The sequence below is a fragment of the Streptomyces longisporus genome, assembly GCF_039532765.1.
Classification (GTDB): Bacteria; Actinomycetota; Actinomycetes; order Streptomycetales; family Streptomycetaceae; genus Streptomyces; species Streptomyces longisporus.
On record NZ_BAAASG010000009.1, the window covers coordinates 407,371 to 425,148 of the forward strand.

Here is a 17,778-nt window from a genome sequence, read left to right on the forward strand (position 1 = left end):
TACGGCAGTCCGGGGCGGTAGGGCACGAAGACCGTGCAAATATGCGGAAGATACGGCCGTGTGGTCACTGAGGGGTATGTGTCGGACACGCTCAGGGCATGTCGGCCGGCTGCCGTACGTTGATCACCGCCGGTGCCGTCGACTGCGGCAGCAGATCGTGCGGGTCGGCCGGCAGGAGCAGCTCCACCTCCGCGTCCTCCGCGAAGCGGTACGGCCGGTGCTCCAGCAACCCGCCGAGATAGCGCCGTACTCGGGACATCTCCGCGCGCACCGTCACCGTACGGGCCGGGTCGCCGAACACCTCCTCGGCCAGGCCCGCCGCGCTGCGGCCGCCGCGCTGCAGGGCGAGCAGATAGAGCAATTCGGCGTGCCGGGGGCTCAGTTCATGGCTCCAGGAGCCCGCGGACCCGGACACCGTGACCGACCAGCGGCGCGACTGCGTCAGGTCCAGCACGATGCGCGTGGCGCCGCGCGGCACGGGCTCGTCCGTGGCCCGGACCAGCCAGCCCTCGGCCAGCGGCTCCACCGAGCACAGGCCGAGCGGCGGCAGCCACCGGCGGCCCGCCGTCAGGGACTTGGGCAGGGCGATCCGGCTGGTGTACGGCATCCCGGTCACCGCCGCGGTCCAGCCGTCCCGGTCCACCGCCAGGGCCCGGCCGCCGACCCGGGCCAGCACCGGTGCGGCCACCGCGCGCAGCCGCTCCAACGAGGTCAGATGCAGCTCGCGCAGCCGGGCCTCGGCGAGTTTGGCCACCGAGTCCACCCAGGCGAGCGTGGCCGGGTGCATCGTCTCCAGCGGTCCGCTGACGTCGACGACACCGAGCAGCCGGCCGTCGCGCGGGTCGGTGATGGGCGCACCGGTACAGGTCCAGGAGGTCTGCGAGCGCACGAAGTGCTCGGAGGCGAAGACCTGCACGGGCCGGCGCACCACGGCCGGGGTGCCGATGCCGTTCGTCCCGACGACGTCCTCCCGCCAGTCGGCGCCCAGTTCGAAGCCGAGCCCGTCCGCCTTGCGCAGCACGGCCGGGCTGCCCTCGCGCCACAGCACCCGGCCGTCCTCGTCGGCGACGACCATGATGTGGTGGGCGACGTCCGCGACCGACAGCAGCCCCTCCCGCAGCACCGGCAGGACGTGCCGCAGCGTCGTGCTCTCCCGGCGCCGCCGCACCTCGTCGGAGGGCAGCAGCCCGGAGCGGTGGTCGCGTTCGGGGTCGATGCCGCTGCGCAGCATGCGCCCCCAGGACTGCTCGATCACCGGGCGCGGCGCGACGGCGGTGCGCTGCCCGGAGAGCCTGGCGGCGCGGACCTCGCTGAGTACCCGCGCCGCGCGCGCCGTGTCGACCACGGCGAGCTGCGTCACGTCCGTCGGCGGGTGCGCCACGGGGCCTCCCGGAAGAAGGGCTCGGGACAACCGGTTTCTCGCCGCGTTTCGGCCACGGAGCCGGAGTCGTCCGTACTGTCCGTCCATAGTGCCGTCCGTTCCCGGCGGACGGGCCCACTCCAGTCGCAGACAGCAGCAAGTTGCAACCCCTTGCAACCCTGGTGGACAGGCTCCTGCTTGATTGAATATTGAGCAACGCCGTCCCGAGCGGCGTTCGTGGCCTCGAACGGGCCGGTTGGGCGGGGGTGGTGCCGTGTCGGCGCAGCACCACCCCCGTACGACATGAGCCCAGGTCAGGACACCGGCCGGGCCCGCTCCACCACCGACGCGAGGTCCAGGGTGTGGGGCAGTGTCCCGAAGGCCGCGCCCCCGTCGCCGCCCAGTCGTGCGGCGCAGAAGGCGTCGGCCACCTCCGGTGGGGCGAACCGGACGAGCAGCGAACCCTGGAGCACCAGCGCAAGCCGCTCCGTCAGCCGCCGGGCCCGCCCCTCGATCCCGTCCAGGTCGGCCAGCTCGGTCAGCAGGTCCTTGATCGCGGCGTCCAGGCGGTGGTCGGCGCCGCGGGCCTCGCCGACCTCCTGGAGGTAGGCGTTGAGCGCCTGCGGCTCGCGCTGCAGGGCGCGCAGCACATCCAGCGCCTGTACGTTCCCGGCGCCCTCCCAGATCGAGTTGAGCGGCGACTCGCGCACGAGGCGGGGCAGCCCCGACTCCTCGACGTACCCGTTGCCGCCCAGGCACTCGGCGGCCTCCACCGCGACCGGCGTACAGCGCTTGGTCACCCAGTACTTGGCGGCCGGCACGGCGATCCGCAGCAGCGCCCGCTCCTGCTCGCCGCCCTCGTCACAGGCGGCGGCGAGACGCAGCGCGAGCGTGGTCGCCGCCTCGGACTCCAGCGCCAGGTCGGCCAGCACGTTGCGCATCAGCGGCTTGTCGACCAGCTTCGCGCCGAACGCCTCCCGGTGGGTGCAGTGGTGCACGGCCTGCGCGACCGCCTGCCGCATCAGGCCCGCCGAGCCCAGCACGCAGTCCAGCCGGGTCGCCGCCACCATGTCGATGATGGTCCGCACCCCGCGTCCCTCCTCGCCGACCCGGCGGGCCCAGGTCCCGTCGAACTCGACCTCGCTGGAGGCGTTGGAGCGGTTGCCGAGCTTGTCCTTGAGCCGCTGGATCAGAAAGACGTTGCGGGAGCCGTCCTCCAGGACACGCGGCACGAGGAAGCAGGTGAGCCCGTCCGGAGCCTGGGCGAGCACCAGAAAACCGTCGGACATCGGGGCCGAGCAGAACCACTTGTGCCCGGTGAGCTCGTACGTACCCTCCTCGGCGAGGGGCCGTGCGGTCGTCGTATTGGCGCGTACGTCGCTGCCGCCCTGCTTCTCCGTCATGCCCATCCCGAACAGCGCCCCGGCCTTGAGGCGGGCGGGCCGCAGCTCGCGGTCGTAGACCATGGACGTGAGCCGCGGCTCCCACTCGGCGGCCAGCGCCGGGTCGGTGCGCAGGGCGGGGACGGCCGCGTGGGTCATCGACAGCGGGCAGAGGTTCCCGGCCTCGACCTGCGTCCACACCAGGAACGCGGCGGCTCTGCGGACATGGCCGCCGGGCCGTACCCAGGCCGCGGTCAGTCCCGCGGCGACACCCTTGCCGAGCAGGCGGTGCCAGGCGGGGTGGAAGTCGACCTCGTCGACACGGTGGCCGTGACGGTCGTGGGTGCGCAGCCGGGGCGGGTTCTCGTTGGCCTGGACCGCCCACTCCTGCAGCTGTGCCGAACCGGAGGCCCGGCCGAGTGCGGCCAGCTCGCCGTGCGCCTCGTCGAGCAGCTCGGGGTCCAGGTGCCGTTCGACGGCCTCGGTGAGGGCGCGGTCGGCGCCGAAGAGGTCGTAGTCGGTCAGGGGTGGGGGCTGGTTGGTCACGGTGTGGGTGCGGCGTGCCATGCGGCGAAAGTACCCCCGGCCGGTGTCGTCAGCCACAGGGGGCTGCGCCCCTTGGACCCCCTGTCGGCCTGAAAGTTGCCGACCGGCGCCAAGACGTCGCCCCCATGGCCGTCACGCCGGGCCGATGGGCCGGGGGATGCCGTGGGATGCCGGGGGATGAGTGCACTCGGCCACGGCGGATACCGTTAGGTCGTGCAGTCAGCAAGTGAATCGCCGCAGAGCAGCCCCCCCTCCGGGCGTCTCCACCGGGCGCGTGCCCTCTATCGGAACGTCTCGAAGCGCAGGACTGCCTGGCTGCTGCTCAAGGACACGGTCAACTCGTGCATGGAGTACCGCATCCTGGGCCTCGCGGCCGAGGCCGCGTTCTTCACGCTGCTGTCCGTGCCGCCCCTGCTGCTGAGCCTGATCGGCCTGCTCGGCTACGTCGACGCCTGGACCGGCGCCCACTCCATCGCGAGCCTGGAGAACAACATCCTGGAGGCGTCCCGCACCGTCCTGTCCGACAAGGGCGTCCACGAGATCGCCCAGCCGATCCTGCACGACGTCATGAAGGGCGGCCGGCCCGACGTCATCTCCATCGGCTTCCTGTTCGCCCTGTGGTCGGGCTCCCGAGCCGTGAACGTCTTCATCGACACCATCACCGTGATGTACGGCCTCGACGGGGTCCGCGGCATCGTGAAGACCCGCCTGCTGTCGTTCGCGCTGTTCATCGTGGCCCTGCTGATCGGCTCCGTCGCACTGCCGCTGATGGTGGCCGGGCCTGACGCGGTGGTGAACGTCGTGCCGTGGTCGACGACCGTCGTGCAGGTCCTGTACTGGCCCGTGGTCATCGTCCTGTCCATCGCGTTCCTGACCACGCTGTACCACGTGTCCGTGCCCGTCCGCTCCCCGTGGATCGAGGACGTGCCCGGCGCCCTGGTCGCCCTCGCGATGTGGGTGCTCGGCAGCTTCCTGCTGCGCATCTACCTGACCAGCACGGTCGAGGGCCCCACCATCTACGGCTCGCTCGCCGCGCCCGTCGCCGTACTGCTGTGGATCGGCGTGTCCGCGTTCGCCGTCCTCGTCGGGGCCGCGGTCAACGCCGCGATCGACCGGGTCTGGCCGGCCGCCGCGACCGCCGCCGCCCGCGCCGCCAACGAGCGGCTCCGCGAGGTCCAACTGGCCGAACACGTGGCCCGCGCGGCCGCCGGCCACGAAACGGACCCGACCGACCCGGACATGCCCTCCGAGTTTCCGGAACGCTGGTCCCGCTTCCTGCCCCCGGAGGACGTGACCTCACGCCTGCGTACGCACGTGAAGAGCACCCACCCGCACCACAAACACGACGGTCCGTGAGGCGCCCTGAGGAGGCGCGAAGCGCGGGGCTGTGTCGATGTGCGGCCACTCACAAGTCGCAGTCCGCAGACATCCAGCACCCCAAAGGCGCTCCCCGTCAAACCTTCCAGGCCCCTGCCGCCGCAGCCTCCCGCACGAAGTCTTCGAAGTCCCGGGGCGCACGCCCCAACACCTGCCGGATTCCGTCCGTGAGATGCGCATTGCGCCCATCGAGCAGCCCCTCGAACACCTCCACCAGAAACTCCGCCTCCTCCGCCGGCACGCCGAACCCGGTCAGCGCCTCGCCATAAGCCCGTGCAGGCACCGGCGTACAAGAAACCTCCCTACCGATGGCCGCGGAGATCTCTGCGACCGCCTCGCGGAACGACAGCAGCCGCGGCCCGGTCACCTCCACCGTCCGCCCGACGTACCGCTGCCCGGCCGTCAAAGCGACAGCGACCACCTCGGCGATGTCCCGCACATCGACGAACGGCTCCCGCACCTCACCGGCCGGAAACACCAGCTCCCCCCTGCGCAACTCCTCCACCAGCGGTCCCTCGCTGAAGTTCTGCGCGAACCACGCGGCCCGCACCACCGTCCAGTCCGCACCCGGGGCCTTCAGCGCCGCCTCGGTCGCCGGCGCCTGCTCCTCGCCGCGCGCCGACAGCAGCACCAGCCGCCGCACCCCGAGCCCGACCGCCTCCCGGGCGAGCGCCCCGACGCCTTCCGTCGCCGCGGGGGCGCCGACGTCGGACGGGTACATCAGGTACGCCGCGTCGGCGCCCCGCAGTGTCTGCGCCCAGGTCGTCGGGTCCTCCCAGTCGAAACCGTGGGCGCGGGACGCGGCCCGCACCGCTAGCCCAGCCGCCTGTGCCGCCCGCACCACGCGGCTCCCGGTGCGTCCCGAGGCACCGGTCACCACCACCGTCATGCTCTGCGTGTTCGCTGCGTTGTCAGCCATGCCTCCAGTCAAGGGCCGCACGCCCCAAGACCCCATCGCTGAACGGCTCATTCCCATGCGCGGGCGTCTACGCTCACGGCATGGACCCCCTTGCAGGTCTCCTCGACGGACCCCGCGCGCGGGGCGCCTTCATGATCCGGGCGTGCTTCGAACCGCCCTGGTGCGTACGGATCGAGGACCGCGCCCCGCTCACCGTCATGCTGATGGTCCGCGGCGAGGCGTGGATCATGCCGGACGCGGGCGAGCGAAGCGAGATGGGGGTCCCCCCGGCCGAAGGCTGGGGGAGGGTGCTGCTGCGGCCCGGCGACCTCGCCATCGCGCGCGGCCCGGACCCGTACACCTGTGCCGACGACCCCGAGACGGAGCCGCAGGCGCTGATCCTGCCGGGGGCCGAGTGCCGCTACCCCGACGGGCGCTCCCTCAACGGCGTCATGGACCTCGGCGTGCGCACCTGGGGCGACCGGCTCGACGGGTCTGCCGTGCTGCTGATCGGCACCTATCTGTGGCAGGGCGAGGTCAGCGGGCGGCTGCTGGACGCCCTGCCGCCGCTGCTGTCCCTCACACCCGAGGTGTGGGACTGCCCGCTCACCCCGCTCCTCATGGAGGAGATCGTGCGGGACGAGCCGGGCCAGGAGGTCGTCCTGGACCGCCTCCTCGACCTGCTGGTCATCGCCGCGCTCAGGGCCTGGTTCGCCCGCCCGGAGGCGGCCGCCCCGGCCTGGTACCGGGCGCTGGCGGACCCCGTGGTGGGCAGGGTCGTCCGCCTGCTCCACGACGACCCCGCCCACCCCTGGACGGTCGCCTCCCTCGCGGCCAAGGCGGGAGTCTCCCGAGCCGCCCTCGCCCGCCGCTTCACCGGCCTCCTGGGCGAGCCCCCGATGACGTACCTGACCGGCCGGCGCCTGGCCCTGGCCGCCGACCGGCTGCGCGACACCGACGACACCCTGGAGGCAATCGCCCGCCAGGTCGGCTACGGCAGCGCCTTCGCGCTGTCCAGCGCCTTCAAACGGGTGTACGGCGTGAGCCCGCAGGAGCACCGGGCGCGGACGGCGTAGTCGTTCGGGAGTGGGCGTCCTGGCCGACCGGGGCCATTGTGTGGGCGAAGGGCCGGTAGGTGGGTGGGGGTGGACGTGTGCTGGGGGCGGTCTCCGCCAGGTCGGCTGCGGCAGCGCTTTCATGCGGGGTGGGGGCGTGAGACGGCAGGAGCACCGGGCGCGGACGGCGTAGTCGTTCGGGAGTGGGCGTCCTGGCCGACCGGGGCCATTGTGTGGGCGAAGGGCCGGTAGGTGGGTGGGGGTGGACGTGTGCTGGGGGCGGTCTCCGCCAGGTCGGCTATGGCAGCCGGGTGTAGGGCGTGAGCCCGCAGGAGCACCGGGCGCGGACGGCGTAGTCGTTCGGTAGTGGGCGTCCTGGCCGACCGGGGCCGTCGTGCGGGCGAAGGACCGTCGGCGGGTGGGGGTGGGCGTGTGCTGGGGGCGGTTTCCGCCAGGTCGGCTATGGCAGCCGGGCGTGAGCCCGCAGGAGCGCGGACGGCGTAGCCTTCCGTACGTGTACACGGAGAGGGTGTCCCGGCTGACCGGGGCCGTCGTGTGGACGAACACCCCGTCCGAGGCGGGAGCCGGACGGGTGCTGCCCGACGGCTGTATGGACCTGCTGTGGCACCAGGGCCGGCTGCTGGTCGCCGGGCCCGACACTCACGCGTACGTCACCGCGGGCGAGCCCGGGGTGTGGGCGGGCGTCCGCTTCTACCCCGGCACCGCGCCCGCCCTCCTGGGCGTGCCCGCGCACGAGCTGCGCGACCGGCGCGTGGCGCTCAGCGAACTGCGGCCGCCCGCGGAGGTCCGCCGTCTCACCGCCCGCGTGCACGCCGCCGCCGAACCGGCGGACGGTCTGGAGGAGTTGGCGCTGAGTCTGGCCGCCGACACCGAACCCCCCGACCCGCTGCTACGGCACCTCGTGACCGCCCTCGGCGAGGGCCGCCCGGTCGCGGCCACCGCCGACGAACTCGGCCTGGGTGCCCGCCAGTTGCACCGCCGCTCCCTTGCCGCCTTCGGTTACGGCCCCAAGATGCTGGCCCGTGTACTGCGGCTGCAGCGGGCGCTGCGGCTGGCCCGGGAAGGGGTGCCGTTCGCGGAGACGGCGGCCCGGGCCGGGTTCGCCGACCAGGCCCATCTGGCCCGCGACGTCAAGGAGTTGGCGGGACTGCGGCTCGGGCAGCTACTCGGCCGCGGGTAGCTGCGCGAACAGGTCGACGCCGTTGCCGTCAGGGTCGTGCACCACGGCGTACCGCATCCCCCAGAAGGCGTCCCACGGCTTGAGTTCGCCGTGGTACCCGGCGCCCACGAGGTCCTCGTAGACGGAGTCGACCTCGGCGGGCGACCCGCACTGGAAGGCGAGCGAGATCCGGCCGCCGGTGGCCGGCGGCCGCCACCCCGGGTGGAAGGAACGGACGGTCTCCTCGGGATCCAGGGCGAGGGTCAGCCCGCCGGGCAGTTCGGCCTCGACGTGCGGCTGGTCCTCGGAGCCCTCGGGGAAGACGAGCCCGAGGCGACGGTAGAAGGCGAGCGAGGCGGCCAGGTCGGAGACGACCAGGCCGACCACGGCGAATCGTGGGGTCATGCCGTCACCGTAGGCAGCGCCCCGGCGGCCGGTCTTGAAGGAATCGGACACCCTCAGCCGAAGGTCACCGGCCCGCGAGGGCTGTCCACCGTGAACGAGAGACCCACCGGCCCCTCGGTCACGGCCAGCTCGGCTCCGACGGCGGCCAGCAGAGGGCGTATCTCATCCGGGTCCGGGGCAGTCGCCGACAACCGGAGCAGGGGAGTGACCGGCAGCCCCGCAGCCGTCGGGTGCACCGAGGCCCCCCAGTCGATGAGAAAGGGCACGAGACCGGACGGATGCGCGGTGTCACCATCGGTCAGGCGCCACTCCAACAGCGTCCCGTCCGGCCGACGACGACTCATCGGCCGCACCGGCCCGGGGTCGTACCCCCGCGCCCGCGCCTCAACGACCGCCGCGTCCAGATCGGGAGGGCTGATCGCCCAGGTCACCGTGCGCGCGGAGACCAGTTGGTCGACGTCGAACGGCCGCGGCCCGTCCGCCCCCGCCTGCTCCGGATCGGGACCGATGATCTCCAGATAACTGGAACCACCCAGCGACACCAGGTGGTTGCGGGTGCCGAAACCGACATGCGCCCCGCCCGGCGCAGGCATCACACCGGTACGCCGAGCGAAGTCGGCCACCGTCACGGCGAGTTCGGGCGTCGCAAGGACAAGATGGTCCAGGCGCGCGGGAATGGGGTTCATCGAAGCCGAGGCTACGCAGACAGCCACCACAAGGGAACGCCTGTGCGGCGGAGTCGTCACTTCCCGTCGGCTTCGAACTCGACAGTGTCCCGGCTTTTAAGGGGCGCGGGGAACTGCGCGACAAGCCACAGCGCACCCGCAGACCACCGACGACGCACAGCGGCACTACCGCCGGAGGCACCCCGTACTGCCCCGCTCCACCAGCCGAGTGGACAACTCCGTACGAGTCCCCTCCAGCCGATCCCCCGCCATCATCCGCACCAGCAAGTGCAACGCCCCCGCCGCCATCTCGGACAACGGCTGCCGAATCGTCGTCAGGGCGGGAGCGACCCACCGCGACTCGGGCAGATCGTCGAAGCCCACCACACTGATGTCGTCCGGAACCCGCAACCCCCGTGCGGCCAAGGCCCCGTACACCCCCAACGCCATGTGGTCGGAGCAGACGAACACCGCCGTCGGCGGCTCGGGCAGGTCCAGAAGGTCCAGCATGCGCCGATGCGCGACGCTCTCGTCGAAGCCGGCGTGCCGGACGTACTCCGGCCGATGCCGCACCCCCGCCGACGCGAGTGCCGAGCGGTATCCGGCGACCCGGGCGCTGCTGCACATCTTGCGCTGGTGGCCGGCGATGACGGCGATGCGTTCGTGGCCGAGGGAGAGCAGATGCTCGGTCGCGGTGACCCCGCCCTGCCAGTTCGCCGCGCCCACCGACACGACACCCGGCGGGGGTTCGAGGACCGGGTCGATCAGGACGTACGGGATGCGGTGCGTGTCCAGCCAGGCGTACTGCGAGGGCGTCAGCTCGGCCAGGTTGAACAGCACGCCGGACGACCCGCGCGCGATCAGCTTGTCCAGCCAGCCGCGCTCCGGGCGGCCGCCACGCGTCCGGGTGAGGCCCGCCGAGACGACCACCTCGAGCCCCACGTCGTGCGCCGCCGCCTCCACACCCTGCAGCACCGCCCCCGACCAGGAACTGTCCAGCGAGTGCACGACCAGGTCGACCAGCCCCGGCACCTTCGCCGCGTCGAACCGGGGTCTGCGGACGTAGCCGAGCCGGTCGAGTGCCTCGGTGACACGGCGGCGCGTCTCCGGGGCCACGTCCTCCCGGCCGTTGACCACCTTGGACGCGGTCGGCACGGACACCCCCGCCTCGCGGGCGACGACCGCGAGCGTCGGCCCGGCCGCCACGCTCGTACTCCCCGTCCGGACCATTCGGGAACCACCTCTCCGGCCCGCCCGAGGGCCATGAAAAGTTTCGACCAGCGCGGAAACAGTAAGCGCTTCCTACACTAAGTTCACCGGATCACGTCGGGAAGAGGCCGGACTTCGCAGGTCTTCACGGTTTCGGACTTTCGAAACTTCGAACGCGGCTGGGGCGGCGCCAACCAGGGGGCAGCTAGCGGCAGATCAGCCGAAAGCCGGTGAAGTCGGCCGTGAACTCCGCGTCCACCAGGTCCACGGCATGGATGCCGGCCATCGACCCGGTGAAACGGAGCCTGGACCCGTGGTCGTCGGAGAGCCTGCCGAAGTCCAAGAGCCCTCCGACCGGCACCCGCACCCCGCCCCGCACCCACCAGAATCGCGCCTCGGCCCCGTCGGTCGTCACGCCCAGCGTCACCGGAGCGCCCGCGTCGACGTCCACCACGGCCACCGTCCGGGTGCCGGCCTCGTCACGCTCCACGAGCCGTAGCACGGTACGGCCTTCGCCCCGCCACTGCTGCCCGCGCTGCTCTTCGCCCTCGGGCTCCGCCCAGGTCAGGTCCAGGCTCAGATACGCCTCCGCGTCGTACCGCAGCACCAGCCCCGCGGCCTGTGTGAAGGTGTCCGGCCGCGCCTCCACGGTGACCTCGGCCTCCGCGCGGTGCTCCGTGATCCGCTGGGCCAGCAGGCTGTGCGCCCATCGCGACTCGGGCCCGTGCCGGCCGCGCAGCCGGATCCAGCCCGGACGGCTCGTGGCGTCCGCCCAGGACGGGTCGGGGGCCGCACGCAGAGTGCTCCACGGCCAGCCCAACAGACTGTCGGGGTGGGCCAGTGGGCGTGGTGACGGCTCGGGAGGGGAGTCGGTGGGCGGAGCCGGCAGCGGCTCGGGACGGGTCGGTACGTCGACCTCGACGGCCGGATGCCAACCCCCGTGCGGCAGCCTCGGCCAGCCGTCCTCGTCCCAAGCCACCGCCTGGACCGCCGTCTCCCGGCCCAGCGTGCAGCGCGGGCCCTGCGGCGTCCGTACCGGGCGGGCCGTCAGATGGCTGAGCACCCACTGCCCGCCCGGAGTCTGCACCAGTTCGCCGTGCCCGGCCTTCTGCAACGGCAGCGACGCGTCGTCGCGCGAGGTCAGCAGGGGCCGGTCGTCGAGTTCGTACGGGCCGGTGAGCGCGTGAGCGCGGGCCACCCGCACTCCGTGCTCGAAGCCCGTGCCGCCCTCCGCCAGCACCAGGTAGTACCAGCCCTCCCGCCACAGCAGCTTCGGGCCCTCGACGAGACGTTCGTGCTGCAGCAGCAGATGGGTGTCACCGACCGGGTTCAGCGTCTCCCGGTCCAGCTCGGTCAGGACGATCCCGGCGAACCGGCGTCCGCCCGGTCGGTGGTCGTTCTGCAGGTTGAGCAGCCACAGCCGGCCCTCGTGGTGGAAGAGCGCGGGGTCGAAGCCATGGCTCCTGACCCGTCGCGGGGCCGTCCACCTGCCGCTCACCTCGGTGGCCGTGCTGACGTAGGTGTCGGTGTCGAAGTACGGCGTCCCCACCGACCGGACGACCGAGTACACCACCCAGAACCGCTCACCGTCCCAGCTCAGCGACGGCGCCCAGATGCCGCCCGAGTCCGGCACCCCGGCCAGCGAGTCGCCTGGAGCGGCGCCGCGCACATGACCTGCGTACTCCCAGTGGGCCAGGTCCCGCGAACGGTGCAGGGGGATGGTCGGAAACCACTCGAAGGAACTCGTCGCCACGTAGTACCAGTCGCCGACCCGGACCAGTGAGGGGTCGGGGGCGAAGCCGCGGATGACGGGGTTGTGCAGCACCGTCACTTCAAGGCTCCCGGGAGGACGGTCACTTGAGGGCCCCCAGCGTGACTCCGGTCCGCCAGTAGCGGCGCATCGCCACCATCATGATCGCCATCGGCACGATGGACAGCAGCGCGCCGGTCAGCACCAGACTGGTCAGGTCGACCCCGGACTCGAGACGCTTGCCGGACCAGTTGTACAGGCCGATGTTGAGGGTCCAGTTGTTCTCGCCGCGCAGGACGGTCAGCGGCAGGAAGAAGGCGTTCCAGGTGTTGACGAAGGCCAGCAGGAAGACGGTCGCCCCGCCCGTGGTCATCATCCGCAGCACGATGCTGAAGAAGATCCGGAGCTCACCGGCGCCGTCGATACGGGCCGCCTCCAGCAGCTCGTACGGGATCGTGGCCTCGGTGTAGACCTTCGCGAGGTACACGCTGAACGGGTTGATCAGACAGGGGATCAGCATCGCCCAGGGCGTGTCCACCATGCCGATCTGCGAGAACAGCAGATACAGCGGCAGCGTGAGCAGCGCGATCGGGATCAGGAACGAGCCGACCACACACGCGAACACCAGGTTCCGGCCCGGGAACTGGAAGCGGGCGAGACCGTAACCCGTGGCGAGGGCGAGCAGGGTGCCGCCGAGCGAGCCGACCCCTGCGTACAGGAGGGAGTTGGCGGTCCAGCGCAGGAAGATGCCGTGCTCGTAGGTGAACAGCTGGCGCAGGTTGCCCCACAGGTGCCAGCCGGAGAACCACAGGCCGTTGCTCTGGTAGAGGCCGACGCGGTCCTTGGTGGCGGCGACGATCAGCCACCAGACCGGGAAGAGGCTGTAGACACTGGCCAGGCTGAGGCCGATCAGGAGAAACCGCTGGCCGCCGCGTGAACGGGCCGCCGGGTCGGGGCGGTTGAGGCGCCGTACGGCATGGGGCTCGGTGCGCTCTTCGGTGAGCGTCATCAGTCCGCCTCCTTTGCGGTCAGCCGGTAGAAGAGGAAGGAGGTGACGCCGAGGATGAGGGCGAGCAGCACCGACAGGGCGGCGGCGTAGTGGTAGTCGCCGGCGTTGAACGCCTGGTTGTAGATGATCATGATGGGGGTGAAGCTGTCGCTGACCGTCTGCGGGGTGATGTTCCGGAACAGCGCGGGTTCGTTGAAGATCTGCAGCATCTGGATGATCGACAGCATGCCGGTCAGCACCAACGCCCCCCGTACGAACGGGACTTTGATGCTGACCGCGATCCGTCCCTCGGAGGCGCCGTCGAGCCGCGCCGCCTCGAACAGCTCACGCGGGACGCCCTGCAGCGCCGAGTAGATGATCACCATGTTGTAGCCGATGCCGTGCCAGGTGAGCAGATTGCCGATGGACGGCCACACCATCGACGGCGCGAAGAAGTTCCAGTCGAAGCCGAACACCTTGCCCAGCGGGGTCAGCGGACCGACGTCCGGGCTGTACAGGTTGATCCACACGAGCGCGGCCACCACACCGGGGATCATGTACGGCACCAGGAGCAGGATCCGGAACCGGCCGGCGGCCTTGGAGGCCAGCATGTCCAGGAACAGCGCCAGTACGAGGCTGATCAGCAGCATCACCGGGATCTGCACGCAGGCGAACAGCACCACCCGCAGCACCGAGCCCATGAACGCCGAGTCCGTCAGGCCGTGCTGGTAGTTGTCCAGCCCGGCGAACCTCTCCGTCGAGCCGCCGAGGCCGAGCCCGGACTGCTGTTCGCGGTAGAGCGACTGGTAGACCGCGTAGCCGATCGGGAGCAGATACAGGAAGACGAAGCCGAGCTGGAAGGGCACCGTGAAGGCGGCCCCCTTCCAGCGCAGTGAGCGAATCATCGGTTCTCGACCCCGGCCTCTAGCCCTTGACGCTGATGCCGCGGGACTTCAGGTCCTTGACCGTCCAGTCCTGCATGTGCGCCAGCAGATCGGTGACCTTCTCCTCCTTGTTGACGACCTTCGCCCAGCCGGCCTGCATCTCGGTGAACATGGCGGTCCAGTCCGGCCCGAAGGTCCAGTCCGTGGTGATGGTGTTCAGGCTGTCGGTGACCACCTTCTGCGCGGGCCGGTAGTTCTTGCCGAGCAGTTTGTCGGAGATGGCCTCACCGACGTACGCGTCGGAGTCGGCCAGCGCCGGCATCACGCCGTTGCCGGTCGTCGGGCTCGCCATGGTCTTCACCGCGTCGGTGTCGGTGGACATCCACAGCGCGGCCTCCGCGGCCTGCTGGACGTCCTTGCACTGCTTGGTCACCAGCGTCACGCTGCCGGTCAGATTGGTGCCGGCCGGTGTCTTGGCGGCCTCGCCCTGGTACGCCGGCCACGGCGACAGCGCCCACTTGCCGAAGGACCTGGTGAAGTTCTGCACCATGCCGGCCATCTGCCAGGTGGAGATCTGCCGGGTCGCGGTGCCGCCGTTGTCGTAGTTGCGCTGCACGGCCGCGTAGTCGGCGAAGGACAGCTTCGAGTTGAGGTCGTTGTCGATGATCTCCTGGATCACCTTCGCGGCCTTGAGGGTGCCCACGTCCTGGAAGTCGACCTTCCAGGAGTTGCCGTCGATCGCGTACCAGTGGGCCCCGGCCTGCATGGCGAGCACCTCCAGGGTGCTCGGGTCCTCACCGGCATAGTTGGTGATCTTGATGCCGTGCTTCTTCAGGACCTTGCCCGCGGCGATGAAGTCGTCCCAGGTGGCAGGGGGCTTGATGCCGTACTTGTCGAAGATGTCGGTGCGGTAGATCGTGAAGTCGGGCGCGGAGCTGGTCGGGACGCCGTAGCTCTTGCCCTGCACCTGTGCGCTCGCCCAGGAACCGGCGTTGAACTTGTCCTTGCTCGACGAGACGTACCGGCTGATGTCGGCGAGCGCGCCCTGCGAGACCCAACTGGTCACGTACTCGGCGGTGTTCTGCACCAGGCAGGGTGCGTTGCCCGCCTTGACCGCGTTGGTCAGCTGCTTCTGCATGGTGAGCTGGTCGGTGACCTTGGTGTACTTGAGCTTGATGTCCTTGTGCGAGGCGTTGAACGCCTTGGCGACGGCTTCCTGACCGTTGGCCCAGCCCCAGAAGGGGAGGGTGACCGGGCCCGACGACTTGGTGCCGTCCCCGGAGTCCGATCCGCCGCAGGCGGAGAGCAGACCTGTGAGTGCGAGTCCCGCGACAGCGGCGTGGGCGAACCTTCTCCGGGGGCTGGTGAAGTTCATCTGACCGTGTTCCTTCGGAAGTTGGGCGTCTGGAGACAAGAAGGCGGCGGCTCGGTGCAGGCCGGGAACGGCGGCCGGAATCCGTCGGCTCGCGGCTGAGGGGGGTCGGCCAAGCGGAAGCTGTAGTAAACGGTTGCTGCGAAGGTAGGCCGACAGGTCCGGATGGAGCAAGGGGCGTGCGCGAACTTGTTGCGTCAGACTGAGAAAAGCGCTGGTAGGCGACGGAAACCGGTTACGAAACGATCGCTTCGAGGGCGGCCCATCAACGCCTGGTGACGGGCGGCTGTACCGAGTTTCGTACGACGACATGGGTGCCGAGCACGAGATGGTCGCCGTCGGTGCCCTTGCGGCGGCCCGCGCCGCCCTCGCGCCGGTCGGCCACCGCCCGCAGGGCCACCCGGCCCATTTCCTCGTACGGCACATGCACGGTGGTCAGTTGAGGCGTGAGCTGGGAAGCGAGCGGGATGTCGTCGTAGCCGACGATGGAGACGTCCTCCGGCACGCGCAGGCCCGCCGCGCGCAGGGCCTGCATGGCGCCCGCGGCGACCACGTCCGTCCCCGCGAGCACGGCCGTGAAGTCCGGCGTCTCGTGCAGGGCTGTCTCGACGGCGCTGTACCCGTGCTCGTCGTCGTACGGGCCGTGCCGCACCATGCCCGGGTCGAAGGGCACGCCGTACGCCTCGAAGGCCCGCTCGGCGCCCCTCAACCGGCCCTGCGCCGTGGTGAGTTCGGCGGGACCGGGCAGCACCAGGACCCTGCGGTGGCCGGCCGACAGCAGATGGCTGGCCATCGCGTAGGCGCCGCCCTCGTTGTCGTAGTCGACCGTGGTGGCCGGGACGTCGCCCTCCAGGGGCGGCCTGCCCACCAGGACGAGATGCGAGCCCGCCGCGTCCAGGGAACGGGCGAAGCGGGCCATGCGCAACTGGTACTCGTCGTAGTCGTAGGCGCCGCCGAGCAGCACCACCGCGGCCACGCCCTGCTGGCGCATCATGTTGACCAGCGCGAGCTCCCGTTCGGGGTCGTCTCCGGTGGTGCCGACCAGGGAGAGCCAGCCGCGCAGCGCGGCGGCGCCCTCGACACCCCTCGCCACATGGGCGAACGCGGCGCCGGTGATGTTGTTGATGAGGATGGCGACCGTCGGGGTGCCGCCGCCGGCGAGGGAGCGGGCGTGCGCGTTGGTGACGTAGTCCAGGTCCCGGACTACCTTCATCACCCGGCGGCGCAGGTCCTCCGAGACGGGATAGTTCCCGGACAGGACGCGGGAGACGCTCGCGACGGAGACCCCCGCCCGCTCCGCCACATCACGAATGGTGGCCCGTCCGACGTCCCCGGCCGCCTTGCGCTGACTCACCGTTGCGGCTCCTTCACCTCAAGAACTTCCCTTGCCGGACGCCGAGCGGGTGCGCCCCTGGGCGGGCCGGGCGAGGTCTGCTGCGGTTCGGCCGCGCCCCGAAGGGGCGCGGGGCCGTATCCACAGCGGCTCCGCCGCGGGGCGCGACCCGCCACGACGACGCCGCAGACGGTCGACAGCACATCCCCCCGCGACGGAGCCGCACATCCGCACGGCCCGCGGAGCGCGCCTTGCGGAAACCGTATCCCATCGTTTCTCCGGCATGCAGGGCTGTGGACAACCGGCGGGAGCCCTGCTGCCCGAACCCCGGCGCAGCCGCGGGCACCGCTCCTCACGCGACCCGGGCCAGGTCCGAGTGCCGTACCTCGTGGGCCGGCGGCAGGCCCGCGACCAGGCGTTCCAGTTCCTCCACGACGATACGGCCGAGACGTTCCAGCTCGTTGCCGAGCGAGCCGGCGATGTGCGGGGTGAGGAAGACGTTCGGTAGGCGGTAGAGCGGGGATCCGGCGGGCAGCGGCTCCGGTTCGGTGACGTCGAGGATCGCGTGCAGCCGCCCGGAGACCAGCTCGTCGGTGAGTGCGTCGGGGTCGACGAGGGCGCCGCGCGAGGTGTTGATCAGGACGCCGCCGTCCCGGATCAGCGCGAGCCGGCCGGCATCCAGCATGCGGTAGGTCTCGGGGATGTCGGGGGCGTGCAGCGACACGATGTCGCTGTGCCGCAACAGGTCCTCCAGCGGCAGGAGTTCGGCACCGAGGGAGGCGGCCGTGGCGGGGCTGACATAGGGGTCGTGCAGCAGGAGCGTGAAGTCGAACGGCCGCAGCAGCTCCAGCAGCCGGCGGCCCACGCGTGAGGCCCCGATGATCCCGATCCGGCGGCCGACGTTGCCGGTGTGCGCGGTCTCCGCGTCGGTCGGGTAGGCGTGGCTGGTGCGGAAGCGCTCGCGGTGGGTGAAGGTGTCCTTCCCGGCGAGCAGGATCATCGCGAGGGTGTACTCCGCGACCGGCAGGGCATTGCCCGTCACCGCGCTGGACACAGTGATCCCGCGCTCCCACAGGGCCTCGCCGACCAGCGAACGGACCGAGCCCGCGGCATGCAGGACGGTGCGCAGCCGGGGCGCCGCGGCCAGCACCCCGGCGTCGAGGCCGGGGCAGCCCCACCCGGTGATCAGCACCTCCGTCCGGGCGAGGGCCTCCGCGGCCGCCGGGTCGGCGAAGTCCCGTACGACGAACCCGGGGTCGAGGTCGGACGCCTGCTTCAGCCGTGCCATGAGCGGCGGGGGGAACAGCAGCGGGAGGTGCGCCGGATCCATCGCGAACACGGCCCTCGGCGGCTGGAAGTTTGGCATGGCTCTCC

At 71.3% G+C, this 17,778-nt stretch carries 15 protein-coding genes; 3 read left to right on the forward strand and 12 right to left on the reverse strand.

Going from position 1 to position 17,778, the window contains the following annotated elements:
- Positions 1-91: 91 nt before the first annotated feature.
- Positions 92-1,381 carry a GAF domain-containing protein gene (locus ABD355_RS20770; protein WP_344401988.1) on the reverse strand — a complete coding sequence of 430 codons (1,290 nt, stop codon included), beginning with the start codon at positions 1,379-1,381 and terminating at the stop codon, positions 92-94.
- 293 nt (positions 1,382-1,674) lie between these two features.
- Positions 1,675-3,309, reverse strand: coding sequence for an acyl-CoA dehydrogenase family protein (locus tag ABD355_RS20775; RefSeq protein ID WP_344401989.1), 1,635 nt, complete (start codon positions 3,307-3,309; stop codon positions 1,675-1,677).
- Between the two features lie 192 nt (positions 3,310-3,501).
- Here ABD355_RS20775 and ABD355_RS20780 point away from each other — a divergent pair, with 192 nt between their 5' ends.
- Positions 3,502-4,644: a YihY/virulence factor BrkB family protein gene (locus ABD355_RS20780; protein ID WP_344401990.1), complete on the forward strand. Its 1,143-nt coding sequence runs from the start codon at positions 3,502-3,504 to the stop codon at positions 4,642-4,644.
- 97 nt (positions 4,645-4,741) lie between these two features.
- Here the strand turns inward: ABD355_RS20780 and ABD355_RS20785 are convergent, their stop codons facing one another.
- The gene (locus ABD355_RS20785; RefSeq protein ID WP_344401991.1) at positions 4,742-5,584 is read right to left on the reverse strand and encodes an NmrA family NAD(P)-binding protein; all 843 of its coding nucleotides are present in this window, start codon (positions 5,582-5,584) and stop codon (positions 4,742-4,744) included.
- 80 nt (positions 5,585-5,664) lie between these two features.
- On the opposite strand from ABD355_RS20785, the gene ABD355_RS20790 reads away from it, so the two are divergent.
- Both ABD355_RS20790 and ABD355_RS20795 read left to right on the forward strand, forming a co-directional pair.
- On the forward strand, positions 5,665-6,639 hold the full coding sequence (locus ABD355_RS20790; protein ID WP_344401992.1) for an AraC family transcriptional regulator: 975 nt from the start codon (positions 5,665-5,667) through the stop codon (positions 6,637-6,639).
- Positions 6,640-7,132: 493 nt separating this feature from the next.
- Complete coding sequence (locus ABD355_RS20795) at positions 7,133-7,819, forward strand: helix-turn-helix domain-containing protein (protein ID WP_344401993.1); 687 nt, start codon at positions 7,133-7,135, stop codon at positions 7,817-7,819.
- Here ABD355_RS20795 and ABD355_RS20800 read toward each other — a convergent pair.
- The 9 genes from ABD355_RS20800 to ABD355_RS20840 all read right to left on the reverse strand — a co-directional run bounded on the left by ABD355_RS20800 (position 7,802) and on the right by ABD355_RS20840 (position 17,770).
- Entirely contained in the window at positions 7,802-8,203 is a 402-nt protein-coding gene (locus ABD355_RS20800) for a VOC family protein (protein ID WP_344401994.1), read from the reverse strand. The two genes, ABD355_RS20795 and ABD355_RS20800, sit on opposite strands and share 18 nt — an antisense overlap.
- Positions 8,204-8,256: 53 nt before the next feature.
- Entirely contained in the window at positions 8,257-8,889 is a 633-nt protein-coding gene (locus ABD355_RS20805; RefSeq protein ID WP_344401995.1) for a VOC family protein, read from the reverse strand.
- A 165-nt stretch (positions 8,890-9,054) separates the two neighbouring features.
- Entirely contained in the window at positions 9,055-10,098 is a 1,044-nt protein-coding gene (locus tag ABD355_RS20810; RefSeq protein WP_344401996.1) for a LacI family DNA-binding transcriptional regulator, read from the reverse strand.
- A gap of 184 nt (positions 10,099-10,282) precedes the next feature.
- The gene (locus tag ABD355_RS20815; protein WP_344401997.1) at positions 10,283-11,908 is read right to left on the reverse strand and encodes a glycoside hydrolase family 43 protein; all 1,626 of its coding nucleotides are present in this window, start codon (positions 11,906-11,908) and stop codon (positions 10,283-10,285) included.
- 22 nt (positions 11,909-11,930) lie between these two features.
- Positions 11,931-12,836, reverse strand: a complete 906-nt coding sequence (locus ABD355_RS20820) for a carbohydrate ABC transporter permease (RefSeq protein ID WP_344401998.1) — start codon at positions 12,834-12,836, stop codon at positions 11,931-11,933.
- Entirely contained in the window at positions 12,836-13,720 is an 885-nt protein-coding gene (locus tag ABD355_RS20825; RefSeq protein WP_344401999.1) for a carbohydrate ABC transporter permease, read from the reverse strand. The genes ABD355_RS20820 and ABD355_RS20825 overlap by 1 nt, the downstream gene beginning before the upstream one ends.
- A 19-nt stretch (positions 13,721-13,739) precedes the next feature.
- Positions 13,740-15,074 carry an ABC transporter substrate-binding protein gene (locus tag ABD355_RS20830; RefSeq protein ID WP_344402000.1) on the reverse strand — a complete coding sequence of 445 codons (1,335 nt, stop codon included), beginning with the start codon at positions 15,072-15,074 and terminating at the stop codon, positions 13,740-13,742.
- A 262-nt stretch (positions 15,075-15,336) separates the two neighbouring features.
- Positions 15,337-16,425 carry a LacI family DNA-binding transcriptional regulator gene (locus ABD355_RS20835; RefSeq protein ID WP_344402001.1) on the reverse strand — a complete coding sequence of 363 codons (1,089 nt, stop codon included), beginning with the start codon at positions 16,423-16,425 and terminating at the stop codon, positions 15,337-15,339.
- A gap of 331 nt (positions 16,426-16,756) precedes the next feature.
- The gene (locus ABD355_RS20840) at positions 16,757-17,770 is read right to left on the reverse strand and encodes a hydroxyacid dehydrogenase (protein ID WP_344402002.1); all 1,014 of its coding nucleotides are present in this window, start codon (positions 17,768-17,770) and stop codon (positions 16,757-16,759) included.
- Positions 17,771-17,778: the final 8 nt, after the last annotated feature.

Excerpts from the sequence above, each read along its gene's own strand:
- ABD355_RS20785 (WP_344401991.1), bottom strand. The coding sequence starts at position 5,584 with ATGGCTGACAACGCAGCGAACACGCAGAGCATGACGGTGGTGGTGACC.
- ABD355_RS20820 (WP_344401998.1), bottom strand. The coding sequence starts at position 12,836 with ATGACGCTCACCGAAGAGCGCACCGAGCCCCATGCCGTACGGCGCCTC.
- ABD355_RS20830 (WP_344402000.1), bottom strand. The coding sequence starts at position 15,074 with ATGAACTTCACCAGCCCCCGGAGAAGGTTCGCCCACGCCGCTGTCGCG.
- ABD355_RS20775 (WP_344401989.1), bottom strand. The coding sequence starts at position 3,309 with ATGGCACGCCGCACCCACACCGTGACCAACCAGCCCCCACCCCTGACC.
- ABD355_RS20790 (WP_344401992.1), top strand. The coding sequence starts at position 5,665 with ATGGACCCCCTTGCAGGTCTCCTCGACGGACCCCGCGCGCGGGGCGCC.
- ABD355_RS20825 (WP_344401999.1), bottom strand. The coding sequence starts at position 13,720 with ATGATTCGCTCACTGCGCTGGAAGGGGGCCGCCTTCACGGTGCCCTTC.
- ABD355_RS20800 (WP_344401994.1), bottom strand. The coding sequence starts at position 8,203 with ATGACCCCACGATTCGCCGTGGTCGGCCTGGTCGTCTCCGACCTGGCC.
- ABD355_RS20840 (WP_344402002.1), bottom strand. The coding sequence starts at position 17,770 with ATGCCAAACTTCCAGCCGCCGAGGGCCGTGTTCGCGATGGATCCGGCG.
- ABD355_RS20805 (WP_344401995.1), bottom strand. The coding sequence starts at position 8,889 with ATGAACCCCATTCCCGCGCGCCTGGACCATCTTGTCCTTGCGACGCCC.
- ABD355_RS20810 (WP_344401996.1), bottom strand. The coding sequence starts at position 10,098 with ATGGTCCGGACGGGGAGTACGAGCGTGGCGGCCGGGCCGACGCTCGCG.